This window comes from Streptomyces deccanensis, from assembly GCF_022385335.1.
Classification (GTDB): domain Bacteria; phylum Actinomycetota; class Actinomycetes; order Streptomycetales; family Streptomycetaceae; genus Streptomyces; species Streptomyces deccanensis.
In genome coordinates this window covers 342,759-362,229 of sequence record NZ_CP092431.1, presented here as the reverse complement: position 1 = coordinate 362,229, position 19,471 = coordinate 342,759, and the positions used below count along the sequence as shown (strand labels likewise).

At 71.5% G+C, this 19,471-nt stretch carries 17 protein-coding genes; 14 read left to right on the top strand and 3 right to left on the bottom strand.

The features are described 5' to 3' along the window. The first annotated feature begins 63 nt into the window (after nucleotides 1-63). The 13 genes from L3078_RS01705 (at nucleotide 64) to hypE (ending at nucleotide 12,241) form a co-directional block, all read left to right on the top strand. A complete protein-coding gene (locus L3078_RS01705; RefSeq protein ID WP_239750153.1) occupies nucleotides 64-1,848 on the top strand; it encodes a nickel-dependent hydrogenase large subunit in 1,785 nt (594 codons plus the stop codon). Further along, on the top strand, nucleotides 1,845-2,378 hold the full coding sequence (locus L3078_RS01700; RefSeq protein WP_239750152.1) for a hypothetical protein: 534 nt from the start codon (nucleotides 1,845-1,847) through the stop codon (nucleotides 2,376-2,378). Before L3078_RS01705 ends, L3078_RS01700 begins: the two co-directional genes overlap by 4 nt. Further along, complete coding sequence (locus L3078_RS01695) at nucleotides 2,375-3,031, top strand: DUF5947 family protein (protein ID WP_239750150.1); 657 nt, start codon at nucleotides 2,375-2,377, stop codon at nucleotides 3,029-3,031. Before L3078_RS01700 ends, L3078_RS01695 begins: the two co-directional genes overlap by 4 nt. Further along, on the top strand, nucleotides 3,028-3,720 hold the full coding sequence (locus tag L3078_RS01690) for a DUF6084 family protein (protein ID WP_239750148.1): 693 nt from the start codon (nucleotides 3,028-3,030) through the stop codon (nucleotides 3,718-3,720). The genes L3078_RS01695 and L3078_RS01690 overlap by 4 nt, the downstream gene beginning before the upstream one ends. After that, nucleotides 3,717-5,204: a hypothetical protein gene (locus L3078_RS01685; RefSeq protein WP_239750145.1), complete on the top strand. Its 1,488-nt coding sequence runs from the start codon at nucleotides 3,717-3,719 to the stop codon at nucleotides 5,202-5,204. Before L3078_RS01690 ends, L3078_RS01685 begins: the two co-directional genes overlap by 4 nt. Continuing rightward, a complete protein-coding gene (locus tag L3078_RS01680; protein ID WP_239750144.1) occupies nucleotides 5,201-5,755 on the top strand; it encodes a hydrogenase maturation protease in 555 nt (184 codons plus the stop codon). Before L3078_RS01685 ends, L3078_RS01680 begins: the two co-directional genes overlap by 4 nt. Before the next feature lie 11 nt (nucleotides 5,756-5,766). Further along, a complete protein-coding gene (locus L3078_RS44855; RefSeq protein ID WP_420864028.1) occupies nucleotides 5,767-5,871 on the top strand; it encodes a DUF6893 family small protein in 105 nt (34 codons plus the stop codon). Nucleotides 5,872-6,028: 157 nt separating this feature from the next. After that, entirely contained in the window at nucleotides 6,029-6,427 is a 399-nt protein-coding gene (locus L3078_RS01675; protein WP_239750143.1) for a hydrogenase maturation nickel metallochaperone HypA/HybF, read from the top strand. Between the two features lie 3 nt (nucleotides 6,428-6,430). Beyond that, complete coding sequence (gene hypB / locus L3078_RS01670; RefSeq protein WP_239750142.1) at nucleotides 6,431-7,264, top strand: hydrogenase nickel incorporation protein HypB; 834 nt, start codon at nucleotides 6,431-6,433, stop codon at nucleotides 7,262-7,264. Beyond that, the gene (hypF, locus tag L3078_RS01665) at nucleotides 7,261-9,651 is read left to right on the top strand and encodes a carbamoyltransferase HypF (protein WP_239750141.1); all 2,391 of its coding nucleotides are present in this window, start codon (nucleotides 7,261-7,263) and stop codon (nucleotides 9,649-9,651) included. The genes hypB and hypF overlap by 4 nt, the downstream gene beginning before the upstream one ends. Before the next feature lie 31 nt (nucleotides 9,652-9,682). Beyond that, nucleotides 9,683-10,048 carry a HypC/HybG/HupF family hydrogenase formation chaperone gene (locus L3078_RS01660; RefSeq protein ID WP_239750140.1) on the top strand — a complete coding sequence of 122 codons (366 nt, stop codon included), beginning with the start codon at nucleotides 9,683-9,685 and terminating at the stop codon, nucleotides 10,046-10,048. Beyond that, on the top strand, nucleotides 10,045-11,172 hold the full coding sequence (gene hypD, locus L3078_RS01655; RefSeq protein ID WP_239750139.1) for a hydrogenase formation protein HypD: 1,128 nt from the start codon (nucleotides 10,045-10,047) through the stop codon (nucleotides 11,170-11,172). Before L3078_RS01660 ends, hypD begins: the two co-directional genes overlap by 4 nt. Next, nucleotides 11,165-12,241: a hydrogenase expression/formation protein HypE gene (hypE, locus tag L3078_RS01650; RefSeq protein WP_275593113.1), complete on the top strand. Its 1,077-nt coding sequence runs from the start codon at nucleotides 11,165-11,167 to the stop codon at nucleotides 12,239-12,241. Before hypD ends, hypE begins: the two co-directional genes overlap by 8 nt. A 100-nt stretch (nucleotides 12,242-12,341) precedes the next feature. Here hypE and L3078_RS01645 read toward each other — a convergent pair whose 3' ends face one another. From L3078_RS01645 to L3078_RS44500, 3 genes are all read right to left on the bottom strand, one after another. Continuing rightward, nucleotides 12,342-12,707, bottom strand: a complete 366-nt coding sequence (locus L3078_RS01645) for a hypothetical protein (protein ID WP_239750138.1) — start codon at nucleotides 12,705-12,707, stop codon at nucleotides 12,342-12,344. A gap of 117 nt (nucleotides 12,708-12,824) precedes the next feature. Beyond that, nucleotides 12,825-13,520 carry a hypothetical protein gene (locus L3078_RS01640; protein ID WP_239750137.1) on the bottom strand — a complete coding sequence of 232 codons (696 nt, stop codon included), beginning with the start codon at nucleotides 13,518-13,520 and terminating at the stop codon, nucleotides 12,825-12,827. 183 nt (nucleotides 13,521-13,703) lie between these two features. Then, nucleotides 13,704-14,537, bottom strand: a complete 834-nt coding sequence (locus tag L3078_RS44500; RefSeq protein ID WP_275593112.1) for a calcium-binding protein — start codon at nucleotides 14,535-14,537, stop codon at nucleotides 13,704-13,706. A gap of 550 nt (nucleotides 14,538-15,087) precedes the next feature. On the opposite strand from L3078_RS44500, the gene L3078_RS01625 reads away from it, so the two are divergent. Further along, nucleotides 15,088-19,356 carry a HAMP domain-containing protein gene (locus L3078_RS01625; protein ID WP_239750136.1) on the top strand — a complete coding sequence of 1,423 codons (4,269 nt, stop codon included), beginning with the start codon at nucleotides 15,088-15,090 and terminating at the stop codon, nucleotides 19,354-19,356. The last annotated feature ends 115 nt before the right edge of the window (nucleotides 19,357-19,471 follow it).

Here is a 19,471-nt window from a genome sequence, read left to right as displayed (position 1 = left end):
CCGCCTCGTGCACCCCCACCCCCCACCTCCCGCGCAATGACGCAACGAAGGGCACGCACCCAGATGGCACCGAAGACGAAGACGGCCGGCGACGGCAACGGCCTGGTGGAGATGGCCTGGGACCCGATCACCCGGATCGTGGGCTCCCTGGGCATCCACACGAAGATCGACTTCAAGCAGAAGAGGGTCGCCGAGTGCTACAGCACCTCGTCGGTCTTCCGCGGCTACAGCGTCTTCATGCGCGGCAAGGACCCCCGCGACGCCCACTTCATCACCAGCCGCATCTGCGGCATCTGCGGCGACAACCACGCCACCTGCTCGGTGTACGCGCAGAACATGGCGTACGGCGTGAAGCCCCCGCACCTCGGCGAGTGGATCATCAACCTCGGTGAGTCGGCGGAGTACATGTTCGACCACAACATCTTCCAGGAGAACCTGGTCGGGGTCGACTACTGCGAAAAGATGGTCAAGGAGACCAACCCCGGGGTCCTCGAACTCGCCGAACGCACCGAGGCCCCGCACGCCGCCGAGCACGGCTACCGCACCATCGCCGACATCATGCGCTCGCTCAACCCCCTGGAGGGCGAGTTCTACCGCGAGGCGCTCCAAGTCAGCCGCTACACCCGCGAGATGTTCTGCCTGATGGAAGGCCGCCATGTGCACCCTTCCACGCTCTACCCGGGCGGCGTCGGCACCATCGCCTCCGTCCAGCTCTTCACGGACTACATGAGCCGCCTCATGCGGTACGTCGAGTTCATGAAGCGCGTCGTCCCCCTGCACGACGACCTGTTCGACTTCTTCTACGAGGCCCTGCCCGGCTACGAGGAGGTCGGCCGCCGCCGCGTCATGCTCGGCTGCTGGGGCGCGCTCAACGACCCCGAGTACTGCGACTTCACCTACGCCAACATGACCGACTGGGGACGGAAGATGTTCGTCACCCCCGGCATCGTCGTGGACGGCAAACTCGTCACCAACGACCTCACCGAGATCAACCTCGGCATCCGCATCCTGCTCGGCAGCTCCTACTACGAGGACTGGCAGGGACAGGAGCAGTTCGTCACCCACGACCCGCTCGGCAACCCGGTGGACCCGCGCCACCCGTGGAACCAGCACACCATCCCGGCCCCGCAGAAGCGGAACTTCGACGACAAGTACAGCTGGGTCATGTCCCCGCGCTGGTTCGACGGCAAGGACCACCTCGCCCTGGACACCGGCGGCGGCCCCATCGCCCGCCTGTGGTCCACCGCCCTCTCCGGCCTCGTCGACATCGGCTACATCAAGGCCACCGGCCACAGCGTCGTCATCAACCTGCCCCGCACCATGACCAAGCCGGAGACCACCTTCGAGTGGAAGATCCCGCAGTGGTCCAACGCGCTCGAACGCAACCGCGCCCGTACCTACTTCCAGGCGTACGCAGCCGCCGTCGCCCTGCACTGCGCGGAGAAGGGTCTCGCGGAGGTCCGCGCCGGACGCCTGCAGACCTGGGAGAAGTTCGAGGTCCCGGACGAGGGCATCGGCGTCGGCTTCACCGAGGCCGTCCGCGGCGTCCTCTCCCACCACATGGTGATCCGCGACGGCAAGATCGCCAACTACCACCCGTACCCGCCGACCCCCTGGAACGCCAGCACCAGGGACACCTTCGGCACACCCGGCCCGTACGAGGACGCCGTGCAGAACACGCCCATCTTCGAGGAGAACACCCCGGAGAACTTCAAGGGCATCGACATCATGCGCGCCGTCCGCAGCTTCGACCCCTGTCTGCCCTGCGGCGTCCACATGTACGTCGGCGACGGCCGAACCGTGAAGTCGATGCACGTGCCCACCGGCCTGAGCGGACTGGGCGGATGAGCGCGCCGACGGCGACGGCGCCGGTGACCGCGGAGCAGACCGGACGCAGGGTCGAGGAGGTGCTCGACCGACTGGCCGCGAGCGGCGACCCGGCCGTCACCGCGGCGGCCGAGGAACTGGTCCGTTCCCTCATGGACTTCTACGGTGCGGGGCTGGCCCGCATCCTCCACCTGCTGTCCTCCGCGCCCGGCGATCCGTCGGCGCGGCTGCTCGGCGACGAACTCGTCGCGAGCCTCCTCGTCCTGCACGACCTGCACCCCGAGGACCGCGACACCCGCATCGCCCGCGCCCTCGACACCGTCCGGGACCACACCCTGGACGTCATGGACCTCGACGAGTCGACCGGCACGCTGAGGGTGCGTGCCCGGGCGTCCGGCGGCTGCGGGTGCGGCTCCGGCGCGGACGCCCGGCAGGCGGCGGAGGCGGCACTGGCCTGCTTCGCTCCCGAGGTCATGGCCGTCCACGTCGAGACCGCCCCCGTGGAACCCCCGCTCCTCCAGATCGGCTCGGCGCCGGCGGGGGCCCGATGACCGCGACGAACGCGCCCACGCTCACCACCGGGCCCGGCGCCGGCCTGCGGCGGTTCCTCGCCGAGCGTCCACCGCCGCAGGAGCGCTGCGAACTGTGCGCGGTGGTGGTGCCCGAGGACCACCGCCACCTGGTCGACACCGACAAACGCGCCCTCGTCTGCGCCTGCGGCCCCTGCGCCCTGCTGATGGAACAGCCGGGCGCCGCCGCGGGCCGCTTCCGCACGGTCCCCGCCCGCTACCTCACCGACCCCGCACACCACCTGGACGACAGCGCCTGGGAGGCGCTGCAGATCCCGGTCGGCGTCGCCTTCCTCTTCCGCAACGCCGCACTCGACCGGCTGGTCGCCCTGTATCCCAGCCCGGCCGGAGCCACCGAGAGCGAACTCGACCCGGCGACCTGGGCGGACGTCCTCGCCGGCAGCCGCCTCGCCGAACTCCTCGAACCCGACGTCGAGGCGCTGCTGCTGCACCGCACCGACGGCCGCTGCGAGTGCCACCTCGTCCCCATCGACATCTGCTACGAACTCGTCGGCCGCATGCGCCTGCTGTGGCAGGGCTTCGACGGCGGAGCCGAGGCCCGCGCCGCCCTCGACGCGTTCTTCGCGGACGTCGCACGACGCGCCCGCCCCGTGGACGAGGCGGCGCGCCCATGACCGAGTTCTCCTTCGCCTGCACCGGCGTCCGCGCCGACCGGTTCGCCGCCGGACCCACGCTCGTCTTCCGGCTGCGCGTCACCGCCGCCGACAACGCGCACGTGCACGCCGTCGCGCTGCGCTGCCAGATCCGTATCGAGCCGGCCCGCCGGGCGTACGAGCCGGCCGAGGCCGACGGCCTGACCGACCTCTTCGGCGAGCGCTCACGCTGGGGCAGCAGCCTCCAACCGGTGCAGTTCGCGCAGGTCGCGCTCATGGTGCCCAGCTTCACGGGAGAGACCGACGTCGACCTCGTCGTGCCCTGCACCTACGACATGGACATCGCCGCCAGCCGCTACCTCGCCGCCCTCACGGACGGCGAGGTCCCGCTGCTGATGCTGTTCTCCGGTACGGCGTTCACCGGCGCCGGCGGTTTCCGGGTCGAGCCCGTCCCGTGGGACCGCGAGGCCGCCTTCCGCATGCCGGTCGCCACCTGGCGGGAGATGGTCGAGCAGCACTTCCCCGGTTGCGGCTGGATCCGGCTGCCCCGCGACACCATGGACGCCCTCCTCGCTTACCGCTCCCGGCACGCGCTGTCCTCCTGGGAGGCGACCCTCGAGGCCCTGCTCGACGAGAGCCGCGCCACGCACGTGCCCGCGAGGGACCCGTTGCGCGCCCTCACCGGCACCACCGGAAGGACCGACACGTGACCCTCACCGCGTTCGCCGCCGAGACCGAGGAGCGGTTCGCCCTCGCCCGGCAGGTGGCCGACGCCGTCCTCTTCGAGGGCTACGTCCTCTACCCGTACCGTGCCTCGGCGGCCAAGAACCGGCTGCGCTGGCAGTTCGGGGTGCTCGTGCCACCCGCCTGGGGCGCCGAGTGCGAGGAACACGACTTCCAGCACACCGAGTGCCTGATGGAGCCGAAGGCGGGCGCCACCCTCTCGGTCGAGGTGCGCTTCCTGCACGCCCGGCGGCGCACCGTGCAGCGGGCGCTCCCGGACGGAGGCTTCGAGACGGTCGCCGAACTCGACCTGGACGACCGGCTGTTGGTGCCCTGGGACGAGGGCGTCGAGGAACGCGTCGAGGTGATCGCGCCGGTCGAGCAACTCCTCGGCGACGGCGTCACCCACCCCTTCCACCGCCCGGCCCGGGAGGACACCGCACCGGTCCTGGACGCGGCGGGCCGCACCGTCGGCCGGCTGCTGCGGCGTCGTGAGGAGATCAACGGGACGGTGCGGCTGTCCGCCCGCGAACTCGACGGCCCCTACCGGGTGTTGCGCCTGACCGCCGTCGTCGAGAACACCAGCGGCTGGACACCGCCGGAGGGACACGGCGCCGACCGGGACGCGGCGCTGCCCCACTCCCTGGTGGCCACCCACCTGCTCATGGCCCTCGACGCCGGATCGTTCCTGTCGATGACCGACCCCCCGGAGTGGGCCAGGGACGCGGTCGCCGTCTGCCGCAACCTGCACACCTGGCCCGTACTCGCCGGGGAACCCGGCCGTGCCGATCTCGTGCTGTCCTCGCCGATCATCCTGGAGGACCATCCGGCCATCGCGCCGGAGAGCCCCGGCGCGCTCTACGACGCCACCGAGATCGACGAGATCCTCGCGCTGCGCACCGCCGCCCTCACCGACGAGGAGAAGCGCGAGGCCCGGGGGACCGACGAACGGGCCGCCGCCGTCATCGACTTGGCCGACTCCATGCCGGCCGAGGTCCTGGAGCGGCTGCACGGCGCGGTACGCAGCCTGCGCGAGGTGACCGGCCCCGACGCCGGCTCCCCAGGCCCCGCCGCCCCAGGCCCAGGCTTCGTGCCCCCCGACCTCGGTTTCGCGGCCCCCGGCGGTGGCTTCCCCGACGAGTACGGGGTCCAGCGGCCCGACACGCCCTGGTGGGACCCCGCGAGCGACGCGGGCTTCGACCCGACGCGGGACCGAGTGGTCGTCGACGGCCGGTCGGTCGGCAAGGGCAGCCGCGTCGAACTGCACCCAGGGCTGCGCCGCACCGACGCACAGGACATCTTCCTGCGCGGGCGCACCGCCGTGGTCGAGGCGGTGCTGCACGACGTCGACGGCGGGGTCCACCTGGCCGTCACGGTCGAGGGCGACCCGGGCGCCGACATCCGCCGCGAGCAGGGACGCTACCTGTACTTCCAGCCCGACGAGGTCACCCCGCTGGAGGACGACGCATGACCCCCTCCGCGCGGTCGAAGCCCAGAACCCTGGTCGCCGGCATCGGCAACATCTTCCTCGGCGACGACGGCTTCGGCGTGGAGACCGTGCGCCGCCTCACCGAGCGCGACCTGCCCGACCACGTCGAGGTCGTCGACATCGGCGTGCGGGGGGTGCACCTCGCCTACCAGCTCCTCGACGGCTACGACACCCTGATCCTCGTCGACGCCACGGCACGCGGCGGAGCGCCCGGCACGCTGTACGTGATCGAGCACGACGACCCCGCTCAAGCAGCCCCGGACCCGACGCCGGGCGCCCCCGCCCTCGACGGCCACCGGATGACCCCCGACACCGTCCTGGCGCTGCTGCACACCCTCTGCGTGGGGACCGGCGGCGAGCCACCCCGCCGCGTCCTGGTCGTCGGATGCGAACCGGCCTCGGTGGACGAGCGCGTCGGACTCAGCACACCGGTGTCCACCGCCGTGCCGGAGGCCGTCCGGCTGATCGATGAGCTGCTGCGGAACGGCGAGCCGTCCGTGGTGCGGGCCTCAACCGCTGAGGCCTCGACATGAGGAGAGACGGAATGAAGAAGATCGTCATCGGAGGAGCGGCCACGGCCGCCTTGGTCGCCGTCGCCGCCGGGGTCCTGCCGGACCTCAGGCGCTACCTGCGCATCCGTCGGATGTGAAGCCCGGTGCCGACCGGCGTGCCGTGCGGTTGTCGGTTGCCGGTTGCGTCGAACGGCGTACCCGGCGAGCCGTGACGGCGCGCCGGGCCGGGGGACCCGGACGCGCACGCCTGTAATGAACCCCGGCGAAGACAGGCGGCGGGAGGACCACAGACCCATGCACGAGATGTCCGTCGCACTGGCCGTCGTCGACCAGGTCGCGGAGGCCGCCGACCGGGCCGGAGACGTCACGGCGGTCCGTTCGGTACGGCTCCAGGTGGGCGAACTGGCCGGTGTCGTACCCGACTCCCTCACCTTCTGCTTCGAACTGGCCTGCGCCGGAACCCTGTTGGAGGGCGCCGAGCTGATCACCGAGGCGGTGCCGGGGCGGGCCCGCTGCACGCCCTGCGCACACGAGTGGGCCGTCGGCATGCCGCCGCTGCTCACCTGTCCCGCGTGCGGCGGCACACGCACCGATCTGCTGGCGGGCCGGGAACTGAGCATCGTCGACGTGCGCTGGGAGGACGGCGGCCCCGCGCAGCCACCCACCCGCGAACCGATCTCCGAGGAGAGCTGAACCATGTGCCGTGTCGCCGACCTGCGTCAGGCCGTACTCGCGAAGAACGACGCGAGCGCCCACGAACTGCGCGCCGCACTCACCGCCCGGGGCACCGCCGTCGTCAATCTGCTGTCCAGCCCGGGCAGCGGCAAGACCGCGCTGCTGGAGCAGGAACTGCTGCGGGCGCGTGAGCGGTCCGTCCCCGTGGCGGCGCTGAGCGCCGATCTCGCCACCGAGAACGACGCGATCCGCCTGGCGCGCTCGGGCGTCCCGGTCAAGCAGGTGCTCACCGACGGACTGTGTCATCTGGAAGCGGGCATGCTCGCCGGGCACCTGGAGGGCTGGCTGCCCGACGACGTGCGGCTGCTGTTCGTGGAGAACGTCGGCAACCTCGTCTGCCCCGCCTCCTACGACCTGGGGGAGACGCTGCGGGTCGCCCTCGCCTCCGTGACGGAGGGCGAGGACAAGCCGCTCAAGTACCCCACCGCCTTCGGCCTCGCCCAGCTGGTCGTCGTCACCAAGACGGACCTCGCGGAGGCCGTCGAGTTCGACGAGTTCGCGTTCCGCAAGAACCTGGAACAGGTCAACCCCGGCGTCGAGGTGATCCTGACCTCGGCACGCCGGGGCTGGGGAGTGGGCGCGCTGCTCGACCGGGCGTTGGCCGCCGCGGACGGCAGACCCGTCCACACACCGGTCATGGCCCGACAGCCCCACCACCACGGCCACGACCACAGTCACAGCCACGACCACAGCCATGGTCATGGCCACACCCATGAACACGCGCACGGCCACATCCACGGCGCCACCCCCGCGCATCCGGAGGCCGTCGAAGCCATGGCACACCCCCAGCCGTGACCGTTCCGCATGCCCCGGCCGCCGTCAGCGAGGACATCCGGCTGCGCCGCCGCGTCACCGTCCGGGGCGTCGTCCAGGGCGTGGGCTTCCGGCCCTACCTGTACGGCCTCGCCACCGAACTCGCTCTGGCCGGACACGTTTCCAACACTCCGGAGGGCGTGGTCGTCGAGGTGGAAGGCACCGCCTCGGCCGTGGCCCGGTTCTGCGCCCGCATCGCCGCCGAGGCGCCCCCGCTGGCCCGCGTCGACTCCGTCGACCACCGCGAGCTGGCCCCCGTCGGCGGGACGACCTTCACCATCCTCGCCTCCCACACCGGCGGACCCGCCCGCACCCTGATCTCCCCGGACTCCGCCACCTGCGCCGACTGCCTCGCCGAGCTGGCCGACCCCTCGGACCGCCGGTACCGCCACCCGTTCGTCAACTGCACCCACTGCGGCCCGCGTTTCACGATCGTCACGGGTGTGCCCTACGACCGGGCCCACACCACCATGGCCGGCTTCCCGATGTGCCTCGACTGCGCGCGCGAGTACGAGGATCCGGCCGACCGGCGCTTCCACGCCCAGCCGGTCGCCTGCCCCGCCTGCGGGCCCCGGCTGCGGCTGCTCGTCGGCGAGGAGGGCGGAACGAGGAGTGCCGACGGGGCGGACCCGGTCGTCGAGGCGCGCACCCTGCTGGCGCGGGGCGCGATCCTCGCCGTGAAGGGTTTGGGCGGCTATCACCTGGCCTGCGACGCGACGAACCAGGCCGCCGTGGACCTGCTGCGGCGCCGCAAGGCGCGCGGGGACAAGCCGTTCGCCGTCATGGCCAGGACGACGGACGACGTCCGGCACCTCGTGCGGTTGGGCCCCGAGGAGCAGAGCCTGCTCGAAAGCCGGGCCAGGCCGGTCGTCCTGATGCGGAGGCGCCCGCGGCCGTCGTACGCCACCGGGGACGTCCGGCCCGCCGAGGCCGTCGCGCCCGGCAGCCCCGACCTCGGCGTGATGCTGCCGTACACACCCCTGCACCATCTGCTGCTCGGCCTGCCCGGCGACGCGGACGGCCCTCGGCTGCTCGTCATGACCAGCGGCAACGTGTCCGGGGAGCCGATCGTCACCGACGACACCGAGGCACTGGAGCGGCTCGCGCACCTGGCCGACGCCTGGCTCACCCACGACCGGACGATCCACGTCCCGTGCGACGACTCCGTGGTCCGGGTCTGCGACGGGGAGCCCCTGATGCTCCGCCGCTCCCGTGGCTACGCGCCACTGCCGCTGGCCCTCCCGCTGCCCGTGCGGCCCGCCCTGGCTGTCGGCGGCGACCTGAAGAACACCTTCTGTCTGGGCTCCGGCCGCCACGCCTGGCTCTCGGCGCACATCGGCGACATGGACGACCTCGGCACGCAACGGGCCTTCGACCACGCGACGGCACAACTGGAGTCGCTCACCGGGGTGCGGCCCGAGGCCCTGGTCTCCGACCGTCACCCCGGTTACCGCTCCGCCCGGTGGGCCGACCGCGACCCGGCCCGGCGACCCGTCGTACGCGTCCAGCACCATCACGCGCATATCGCCGCCGCGATGGCCGAGCACGGGCTCGACGGCACCCGGCCGGTCATCGGCGTCGCCTTCGACGGCACGGGCCACGGCGACGACGGCGCCGTGTGGGGCGGGGAGTTCCTGCTCGCCGACTACGACCGCTTCACCCGGTTCGGGCATCTCGCGTACGTTCCCCTGCCCGGCGGCGACGCGGCCGTGCGGCGGCCGTACCGCATGGCACTGGCCCACCTGAGAGCGGCCGGCATCGGTTGGACCGACGACCTCGCCTGCACGGCGGCCTGCCCGCCCGACGAACTGCTGCTGCTGCGAAGGCAGTTGGAGCGCTCCTTGAACTGCGTCCCCACGTCCAGCATGGGCCGCCTCTTCGACGCCGTGTCCTCCCTCGCCGGGGTCTGCCACCGGGCCGGCTACGAGGCGCAGGCCGCCGTCGAATGGGAGGCCGCCGCCCTGTGCGCACCGGACGGGGACACCGCGGCGTACGCCTTCGCCCTCCACGACCCGGAGGACGGCGACGGCGGTGCCGTACGGGCCGATCCGGCGCCCGTGATCGCGGCGATCGTCGACGACCTGCGCGCGGGCGTCGAACCCGCACTGATCGCGGCCCGCTTCCACCGGGGCGTGGCCGCGCTGGTGCACGCCATGTGCCGACGGGCGCGGGAGCGGCACCGACTCGACACGGTCGTCCTCACGGGAGGCGTGTTCGCCAACACGCTGCTCTCGTCGGCCTGCGCCTCCGCCCTGCGCGGGGACGGCTTCACGGTCCTGCGGCACCACCTGGTCCCGCCGGGCGACGGCGGTCTGGCGCTGGGCCAGCTGATGGTGGCCGCCCGGACCGCATCCACTCCCACCGACTGAAGCACGCGCGACCCACAGCGAGGAGAGGCTCATGTGCCTGGCGGTACCCGGCAGAGTGCTGGACATCGAGGAACGGGACGGCACCCGGATGGCCACCGTCGACTTCGGCGGCGTGGTCAAGGAGGTGTGCCTGGAGTATCTGCCCGACCTGCGGGTCGGCGAGTACGCCATCGTCCACGTCGGGTTCGCCCTGCAACGACTGGACGAGGAGTCGGCCCGGCAGACGCTCGAACTCTTCGCCGAACTCGGCATGCTGCAGGAGGAGTTCGGCGATGCCTGGGAAATGGCGGCGGCGGAGGCGGGCGTGGATCCGGTGGGCGTGGGCCCGGTGACCGAGGCGCGGTTGGCGGAAATGTCGGCGGCAGAGGTGTCGGCGGAAGAGGTGCGTGACCGGTGAAGTACATCGACGAGTTCCAGGACCCGGAGCTGGCGCGACGGCTCCTCGACGACATCCGTGCCACGGTGACCAGACCGTGGGCCCTGATGGAGGTGTGCGGAGGGCAGACGCACAGCATCATCCGGCACGGCCTCGATCAACTCCTCCCCGACGAGATCGAGTTGATCCACGGGCCGGGCTGCCCCGTGTGCGTGACCCCGCTGGAGGTCATCGACAAGGCACTGGAGATCGCCTCACGACCGGAGGTGATCTTCTGCTCCTTCGGCGACATGCTGCGGGTGCCCGGCACCGGCCGGGACCTGTTCCAGGTCCGCGGGGAGGGCGGCGACGTACGGGTCGTCTACTCGCCGCTCGACGCGCTGCGGATCGCCCAGCGGAACCCGGACCGCCAGGTGGTGTTCTTCGGCATCGGCTTCGAGACCACCGCGCCGCCCAACGCCATGACGGTCCATCAGGCCCGCAAGCTGGGCGTCGAGAACTTCAGCATGCTGGTGTCCCACGTCCGCGTACCGCCCGCCATCGAGGCGATCATGTCCTCGCCGAGCTGCCGGGTACAGGGCTTCCTCGCCGCCGGGCACGTCTGCAGCGTGATGGGCGTGGGGGAGTACCCGGAACTCGCCGAACGCTTCCGCGTCCCCATCGTCGTGACGGGCTTCGAGCCGCTGGACATCCTCGAAGGCGTACGCCGGGCCGTGCGGCAGTTGGAACGCGGTGAGCACACCGTCGACAACGCCTACGCCCGCGCCGTCCGCCCGGAGGGCAACCAGGCCGCACGGGCCATGCTGGAGGACGTCTTCGAGGTCACCGACCGGGCCTGGCGCGGGATCGGGGTGATCCCCGACAGCGGTTGGCGACTGGCGCCGAAGTACCGGGACCACGACGCCGAGCACCGCTTCCAGGTCGGCGGGATCCGGACGGTCGAGCCCGCCGAGTGCCGCAGCGGAGAAGTCCTCCAGGGGCTGCTCAAGCCGCACGAGTGCGAGGCCTTCGGCACGCTGTGCACACCGCGTACGCCCCTGGGGGCCACGATGGTCTCCAGCGAGGGAGCCTGCGCCGCGTACTACCTCTACCGGCGGCTGGACGTGCCCGCCGTCAAGGCCCGGGAGGCGAGCCCCGTTGTCTGACACCACCGAACTCCCCGCCACCCTCGACATCGAAGGGTGGACGTGCCCGGCCCCCGTCCGCGACAGGCCCCGCGTCGTCATGGGCCACGGCGGCGGGGGAGCCCTCTCCGCCGAACTCGTCGAGCAGATCTTCGCGCCGGCCTACGGCGGAGAGGTGCTCGCCCAGATGGGTGACGCGGCCGTTCTCGCGCTGGGCGGGGCCCGGCTGGCGTTCTCCACCGACTCCTACGTGGTGCGGCCGCTGTTCTTCCCCGGCGGCAGCATCGGCGACCTCGCGGTGAACGGCACCGTCAACGACCTCGCCATGCGCGGCGCCCGCGCCGCCTACCTCTCCTGCGGGTTCATCCTGGAGGAGGGCGTCGAGCTGGACGTGGTCAGCCGGGTCGCCCGTGCGCTCGGCGCGGCCGCGCGCACGGCCGGGGTGGAGGTGGCCACCGGTGACACCAAGGTGGTGGAGGCCGGCCACGGCGACGGGGTCTTCGTCAACACGGCCGGCATCGGTCTGGTCCCGGCCGGCGTCGATCTGCGGCCCCAGCGGGTCGTCCCCGGCGACGTCGTGATCGTCAGCGGCGCCATCGGCGTCCACGGGGTGGCGATCATGAGCGTGCGGGAAGGGCTGGAGTTCGGCGTCGAGATCGAGAGCGACTGCGCGGCCCTCGGTGGTCTGGTCGACGCGATGCTCGCCGTCACCCCTGACCTGCACGTCCTGCGCGACCCCACCCGGGGCGGCCTGGCGGCGGCGCTCAACGAGATCGCGGCGGCCTCGGGCACCGGGGTCGTCGTCCGGGAGCGCGCTGTCCCGGTCCCGTCCGCCGTGGCCAACGCCTGCGCCATTCTCGGGCTGGACCCCATGTACATCGCCAACGAGGGCAAGCTCGTGGCCTTCGTCCCGCGCGAGCACGCCGACGCGGTGCTGGAGGCGATGCGCGCCCACCCCCTGGGCACCGACTCCGTGATCATCGGCGAGGCCGTCGAGGACCATCCCGGCATGGTCGTGGCCAGGACCGGGCTCGGCGGCACACGGGTGGTCGACCTGCCGATCGGGGAGCAACTGCCGAGAATCTGCTGACACGGCTGCACGGCTGGCGTGGGCTGACCGTGTCGAGGCGGCTCCGCGGGGCCTGGGGCCCGCGGAGCCGCCTCGACTTCAGTCGTCCGATCCCGCGGCTCTACGGGTCCTGCGGGTCCACGCCAGTCTTGCTGGCGGCGTCCTTGGTGCCGCTGGGGCGCTGGGAGCGGCCCTTGCGCCCGGTGTCGCGGCGGCCCTTCTCGTCGGCGTCGCCGTACTCCTCGCCGCGCGTCCCGTCACTCTTCACCGTGTCGCCCGGGACGGATTTCGTCTCCTCCGCGGACTTCTTCCGGCCCCGGCCCGCCGCTTCGGCGTGCTCGGCCGTACGGAAGGAGCGTGGGGCGCTCGGGTTGTCCTGCTGACGGGTCTCGTCCACATCGGGCGACCAGCCGTGGTGCTCGGTGCCCCGGTGACGGCTGGGGCCCTTGCCGTGCGGCGGCTCGGACGAACGTGGTTTCTTGGACATGGTCCGACCTGTCTGTTCGTGGGCGATGGGGACGGCGCTCATGCGTCGCCGCAATGGGTAAATTATCCCTCCTTGTCCTGTTTCGGGCGCGGCGAGAGTGCTCGATCGGGGGTGTGATCAGGGGGTGAAGACCTCGTCGAGGCGGTCGATGGCTCCGTCGTCGCCGAGGTGGTAGGTGAAGACGAGTCCTGAGTTCGGGTGGGCCTCGAGCCAGTCCAGGAACTCCTGGACGCCGATGGGCTGGTTCGTCGTGCTCTCCACGATGGGCGTGGTCACGGTGATGTCCGCGGCCTGGTCCAGCGGGATGTAGGTCTCCTTGCCGACCGTTTCGAAGGGGGCGCCGTCCGAGTCGGGGGTGCCGCACCCCCAGTTGCCGTGCTTGACGATCAGGCTCAGGGACCCGCCCTCGGGGGTGTAGCGGTAGACGGCGATCTCGTCGGGGGAGATGGGCATCTTGTGGTCGCAGTCGTCACCGGCGCCGCCGCCACCGTCCGGGCCCGTGGAGTCCGTCGCCTCCGAGGCGGGCGGCTCCGAAGGGGTGTCCGGGTCGGCTCCGGACTTGTCGGCATCGTCGCCAGGGCCCGCGGACGTCTTCGCGCCGGGCGTCCCGGCCGTACCCCCGCTCTTGCCGTCGGCCTTGTCCTGTGCCCCGCTCGTCGCCGTCGCGCTCGTCTTCACGTCCCCGTCGGCGGTCTCCGTGCCGCCGTCCCCCGAGCAGCCGCTGAGCCCCAGCGCTCCGGCGGCGCAGAGGCTCAGCAGCATCGTCCGGACGGAACCGGGTCTGCGGCGGGTCCTCCTCGGCGTCACGTTCATGGTTCGTCCCCCTCCTGCTGTTCGCCAACTCCGCGAGCCCCGTCGGCTCGGGAGAAAGGGACGTTTTCGGCCGTAGGCAGTCGCGTCCTGGCCGAATTCTGCACATCGGCTTCGGCGGCGGCACCAGCGGGGCCGGGTCGCGGCTCTGCGCGATCCGGCCCCGCCGCGTCACCTCACGTCACCTCACGCCTCGCAGGCGGTCTTCGTGTCGCTCGTGTCGGCCGTGCAGGTGTCGGTGTTGGTGCCCCCGTTGAGGGAGTCGTTGCCGAACACGCCGTCCACGGCGTCGAGGGTGTCGTTGCCGGCGCCTCCGCTGTGCGTGTCGCCGCCGGCGCCACCGACGAGGGTGTCGTTGCCGGTGCCGCCCACCAGGAGGTCGTTGCCTCCGAAGCCGGACAGGATGTCGCCCGCCGTACCACCGGTGAGCGTGTCGCCGAACGGGCTGCCGTAGACGATCTCCACGTCCGTGAGGACGTTGTCGCCCTCGCCGCCGATGCCGTCGTCGGCGGCGTTGTCGATGTCGACGACCACTCCGGAACCGCTCTCCAGATAGCTGGCGATGTCGCTGGTGCCGCCCCCGCCGCTGAGCCGGTCCGCGCCCGTGCCGCCGATGAGGAGGTCGAAGGTGACCCCGCCGTTCAGGGTGTCGTTCCCCGTGCCGCCGTTGAGGATGTTGCTGCCCGGGCTGGGGCCGCCGTTGATGACGTCGTTGCCGGACTCGCCCTTCAGGTCGCCGCGGACGTTGCCGGTCTTGGTGATGATGTCGTTGCCGTCACCGGCGTTGACCACGACCGTGTCGGTGTTGAGGTTCACCGGGCAGACCACCGAGCCGTTCACCTGGAGGGTGCAGCCGACGCCGGCGGTCAGCGTGTCGGCGGTGTCCTGGATGACGACGTTGCTCCCGGACAGGCCGACGGTGATGTTGTTGGCGCGCCCCGCCGCCGCGTTGACGACCACGTTGGTCCCGCTCTTGGACACGCCCGTGGCCGCGCTCGCGGGCCCTCCGGTCAAGGTCACCGCGGAAGCGGCCGTCGCCGCGACGACCAGGACCCTGAGTAACGCTTTTCTTCCCATGGACTCCCTCTCGATTGCGTCCGTCGATCGGCCCGGCGCACCGCCGGTGCGCCGGGCCGCCCCCACGGTGCCCGTCGGGTTCTCGGTGTCGCATGGGGGAAGGGCCCCCATATACGGCCCGCGTGGCGGGGTCGGCGCACCTTCCTCGCGAAGGTGGAGTGCTCGGTGAAGAGCTGGACAGAGAGCCGGAAAGCGGCGGAAAGTGCTCTCGGTGAGGTGCTCTCGGGGGTGCCTCGGGCGGCGGCGTGAAACCGTCCCGAGTGCCCCCGGTCCGGCCGTGTATGCCACCCGGGCAGGTATCTTTTCGGGGCGGCCGGGATCTTCGAGACCGGCTTTGGTTGTCGGACGACAACTGCGTTAACCTTCACCGGATTTTCTCATCCGGCCGTTCCGTGAACTGCGGAAATCCGGCCGGTGAGCGGGGCCTTCACGGCCCGGCGCGGGTTCCGAGTCCTCGGCGCGAGGGCTCTTGGGGAGCGGAACGAGGGTGCGCATGAGCGGCAAGACGACCGAGACCGTCGAACGGGCTCCGGGAGAGCAGGAGCTACGGCAGCTCCTGGCCGGACTGACCGCCGTACGGGACGGCGACTTCGGCACCCGGCTGCCCTCCGACGGCGAGGGGCTGCTCGGCGACATCGCCACCGTCTTCAACGGCATGGTGGACCAGTTGTCCGTGTTCACCTCGGAGGTCACCCGCGTGGCCCGCGAGGTGGGCACCGAGGGCACGCTCGGCGGACAGGCCGAGGTGCCGGGCGTCTCGGGCACCTGGGCCGATCTCACCGACTCGGTCAACGCCATGGCGGGCAATCTGACCACCCAGGTGCGCGACATCGCACAGGTGGCGACCGCCGTCGCGAAGGGCGACCTGTCGCAGAAGATCGACGTCCCGGCGCGTGGCGAGATCCTCCAGCTGAAGGAGACCGTCAACACGATGGTCGACCAGCTCTCCGCGTTCGCCGACGAGGTCACGCGCGTCGCGCGCGAGGTCGGCAGCGAGGGGCGGCTCGGCGGACAGGCCCAGGTGCCCGGCGTCGGCGGGGTCTGGCGCGACCTCACCGATTCGGTCAACTTCATGGCCGGCAACCTCACGTCCCAGGTCCGCAACATCGCCCAGGTGACCACGGCGGTGGCCGAGGGTGATCTGTCGCAGAAGATCACGGTCGACGCCCGTGGAGAGATCCTGGAGTTGAAGAACACCATCAACACGATGGTGGATCAGCTCTCCGCGTTCGCCGACGAGGTCACCCGCGTCGCCCGCGAGGTCGGCACCGAGGGACGCCTCGGCGGGCAGGCGGACGTCAAGGGCGTGAAGGGCACCTGGCGGGACCTCACGGACTCCGTGAACTTCATGGGGGCCAACCTCACCTCCCAGGTCCGCAACATCGCCCAGGTGGCCACGGCGGTGGCTCAGGGCGACCTGTCCCAGAAGATCACCGTGGACGCCCGCGGGGAGATCCTCGAGCTCAAGGACACCATCAACACGATGGTGGACCAGCTGTCCGGCTTCGCCGACGAGGTGACCCGTGTGGCCCGCGAGGTCGGCACCGAGGGCAACCTGGGCGGACAGGCCATCGTCCGGGGCGCGTCGGGGACCTGGAAGGACCTGACGGACAACGTCAACGTGATGGCGTCGAACCTGACCGGGCAGGTCCGCTCGATCGCCCAGGTCGCCACCGCCGTCGCACGCGGCGACCTCTCCCAGAAGATCACCGTCGAGGCCAAGGGCGAGGTCGCCGCCCTCGCGGACGTCATCAACACGATGGTCGACACGCTCTCCGCGTTCGCCGACGAGGTCACCCGCGTCGCCCGCGAGGTCGGCACCGAGGGACGCCTCGGCGGCCAGGCCCACGTCCCGAACGTCGCGGGCACGTGGAAGGACCTCACCGACAACGTCAACTCGATGGCCAACAACCTCACCGGCCAGGTCCGCAACATCGCCCTGGTCACGACGGCGGTGGCCAACGGCGACCTGTCGAAGAAGATCGACGTCGACGCGCGCGGCGAGATCCTGGAGCTGAAGACCACCATCAACACGATGGTCGACCAGCTGTCGTCGTTCGCCGCCGAGGTCACCCGCGTCGCCCGCGAGGTCGGCAGCGAGGGCCGGCTCGGCGGACAGGCCGAGGTGGAGGGCGTCGAGGGCACCTGGAAGCGGCTCACCGAGAACGTCAACGAGCTGGCCGGGAACCTCACCCGGCAGGTCCGCGCGATCGCCGAGGTCACCAGCGCCGTCGCCGAGGGCGACCTGACCCGCTCCATCACCGTGGAGGCGTCCGGCGAGGTCGCCGACCTCAAGGACAACATCAACTCCATGGTGGAGTCCCTGCGCGAGACCACCCGCGCCAACCAGGAGCAGGACTGGCTCAAGACCAACCTCGCCCGGATCTCCGGCCTGATGCAGGGCCACCGCGACCTGCCCGTCGTCGCCGAACTCATCATGGACGAGCTCGCGCCGCTGGCCTCCGCCCAGTACGGCGCCTTCTACCTCGCCGAGGACACCGAGCGCGGCCCCGAACTGCGGCTGGTGGGCTCGTACGGCTACCCCGACGACACCGACCGGCCCGAGCGCATCCCCGTGGGCCGCTCGCTGGTCGGGCAGGCCGCGCGCAATCGCCGTCCCATCAGCGTCGAGGAACTGCCGCCGGGCTACGTGACCATCTCCTCCGGCCTCGGACAGGCCGTGCCCAGCGCCCTGGTGGTGCTGCCCATCGTGGTGGAGGACCAGGTCCTCGGCGTCATCGAACTGGGCTCCGTCACCCCCTTCACCCAGATCCACCAGGACTTCCTCAGCCAGCTGATGCCGACCATCGGCGTCAACCTCAACACCATCGTGGCCAACGCCCGCACCGACGAACTGCTCGGGGAGTCCCAGCGGCTGACCGCCGAACTCCAGGCCCGGTCGGAGGAGTTGCAGGTCCAGCAGTACGAACTGCAGCGCTCCAACGCCGAACTGGAGGAGAAGGCCACCCTGTTGGCGTCGCAGAACAGCGACATCGAGGCCAAGAACCTGGAGATCGAACAGGCCCGGCAGGAGCTGGAGACCCGCGCACAGCAGCTGGCGCTGGCGTCCAAGTACAAGTCGGAGTTCCTGGCGAACATGAGCCACGAACTGCGCACCCCGCTCAACAGCCTGCTGATCCTCGCCCAGTTGCTCGCCCAGAACCCCTCACGCAACCTCACGCCCAAGCAGGTCGAGTACGCGGGCATCATCCACTCGGCGGGCTCGGACCTGCTGCAGCTGATCAACGACATCCTCGACCTGTCGAAGGTCGAGGCGGGCAAGATGGACGTCGCCCCCGAACGGGTCCCGCTGCGCAAGCTCCTGGAGTACGTCGAGGCCACGTTCCGCCCGATGACGTCACAGAAGAACCTGGACTTCACGGTGGCCACCGCGCCGGGCACGCCCGCCGACCTCCTCACCGACGACTCCCGGCTGCGGCAGATCCTGCGCAACCTGCTGTCGAACGCGGTGAAGTTCACCGAGGAGGGCGGCGTCACCCTCCGCATCGAACCCGCCCTGGACCGCGAGGTACCCGTGGGCGTCCTGCGCGGCGGACCCGTCGTGGCGTTCCGGGTCGAGGACACCGGCATCGGCATCCCCCAGCAGCAACTGGAGACGATCTTCGGGGCGTTCCAGCAGGCCGACGGCACCACCAGCCGCAAGTACGGCGGCACTGGACTGGGTCTGTCGATCACCCGGGAGATCGCCCATCTGCTCGGCGGCGCCGTCACGGTCGACAGCACACCCGGGCAGGGCAGCACCTTCACCCTCTACCTGCCCGTGGCCCGCGACGACTTCGAGGAACTGCTCGACGCCGACGGGCGGCCCACGGAACACGCGCACCCCACCCGCCGGGAACTCCCGTCGGCGTCCCGGCCGGACACCGCGTCCCCCGCCGTGCCCGAGCAGCGCCGCCGCCGTCTGCTGGTCGTCGAGGACCGCCCGCGCGGACTGCTGACCCTCGTCGCCGAACGCGCCGTCGCGGACCTCGCCTCCGACGGCGACCCCCTCGGCGCGATCGACATCATCACGGCGGTCGGAGCCCAGGAGGCCGCGAGCACCCTGGCCGCCGAACCCTGCCACTGCGTCGTCCTCGAACTCGCCCTGTCCGACGACGAGGGAGCGCGTCTGCTGGAGGCCATGGAAGGCGACTCGGCGCTCGCCAGCGTGCCCGTCCTCGTGCACACCGGCCACCGGGTGGACCTGGCGCACGAGCAGGCACTGCGCTCCCGCGCGGACGGCCGCCCGCTGGACTTCCTCTCCAGCCTGGACGAACTGCGCGAACGCATCACCCTGCACCTGTCCGCCGAGGAGCCGGGGGACGTGCTGTCCCTGGTGCGTGCCGAGGAGACGCAGCGCCCCGCCACGCAGGTCGTCGACGGCGCCTTCCTCGGCCGCAAGGTCCTCGTGGTCGACGACGACGCCCGCAACCTCTTCGCCCTGAGCGGCATGCTGGAGCTCCACGGCTTCCACGTCCTGCACGCCGACAACGGCCGCCGGGGCATCGAGATGCTGCTCGCCCACCCGGACGTCTCGCTGGTGCTGATGGACGTGATGATGCCCGAGATGGACGGGTACACCGCCACCTCGGAGATCCGGTCGATGCCCCAGTACGCCGACCTGCCCATCATCGCCGTCACCGCGAAGGCCATGCCCGGCGACCAGGAGAAGAGCCTGGCCTCGGGGGCGAACGACTACGTCACCAAGCCCGTCGACACGGGTGACCTCATCGGCCGCGTCCGACGGTGGCTGACCGTATGACGGGGCGTCACACCGCCGCGCGCACCAGCCCACCGCGTGGCGTCCCGCGACGCCCGAGCCGAGGAACAGGTCAACCGTGAGCAACCCCCACCAGCCGGCCGAGCCGCAGCACGCC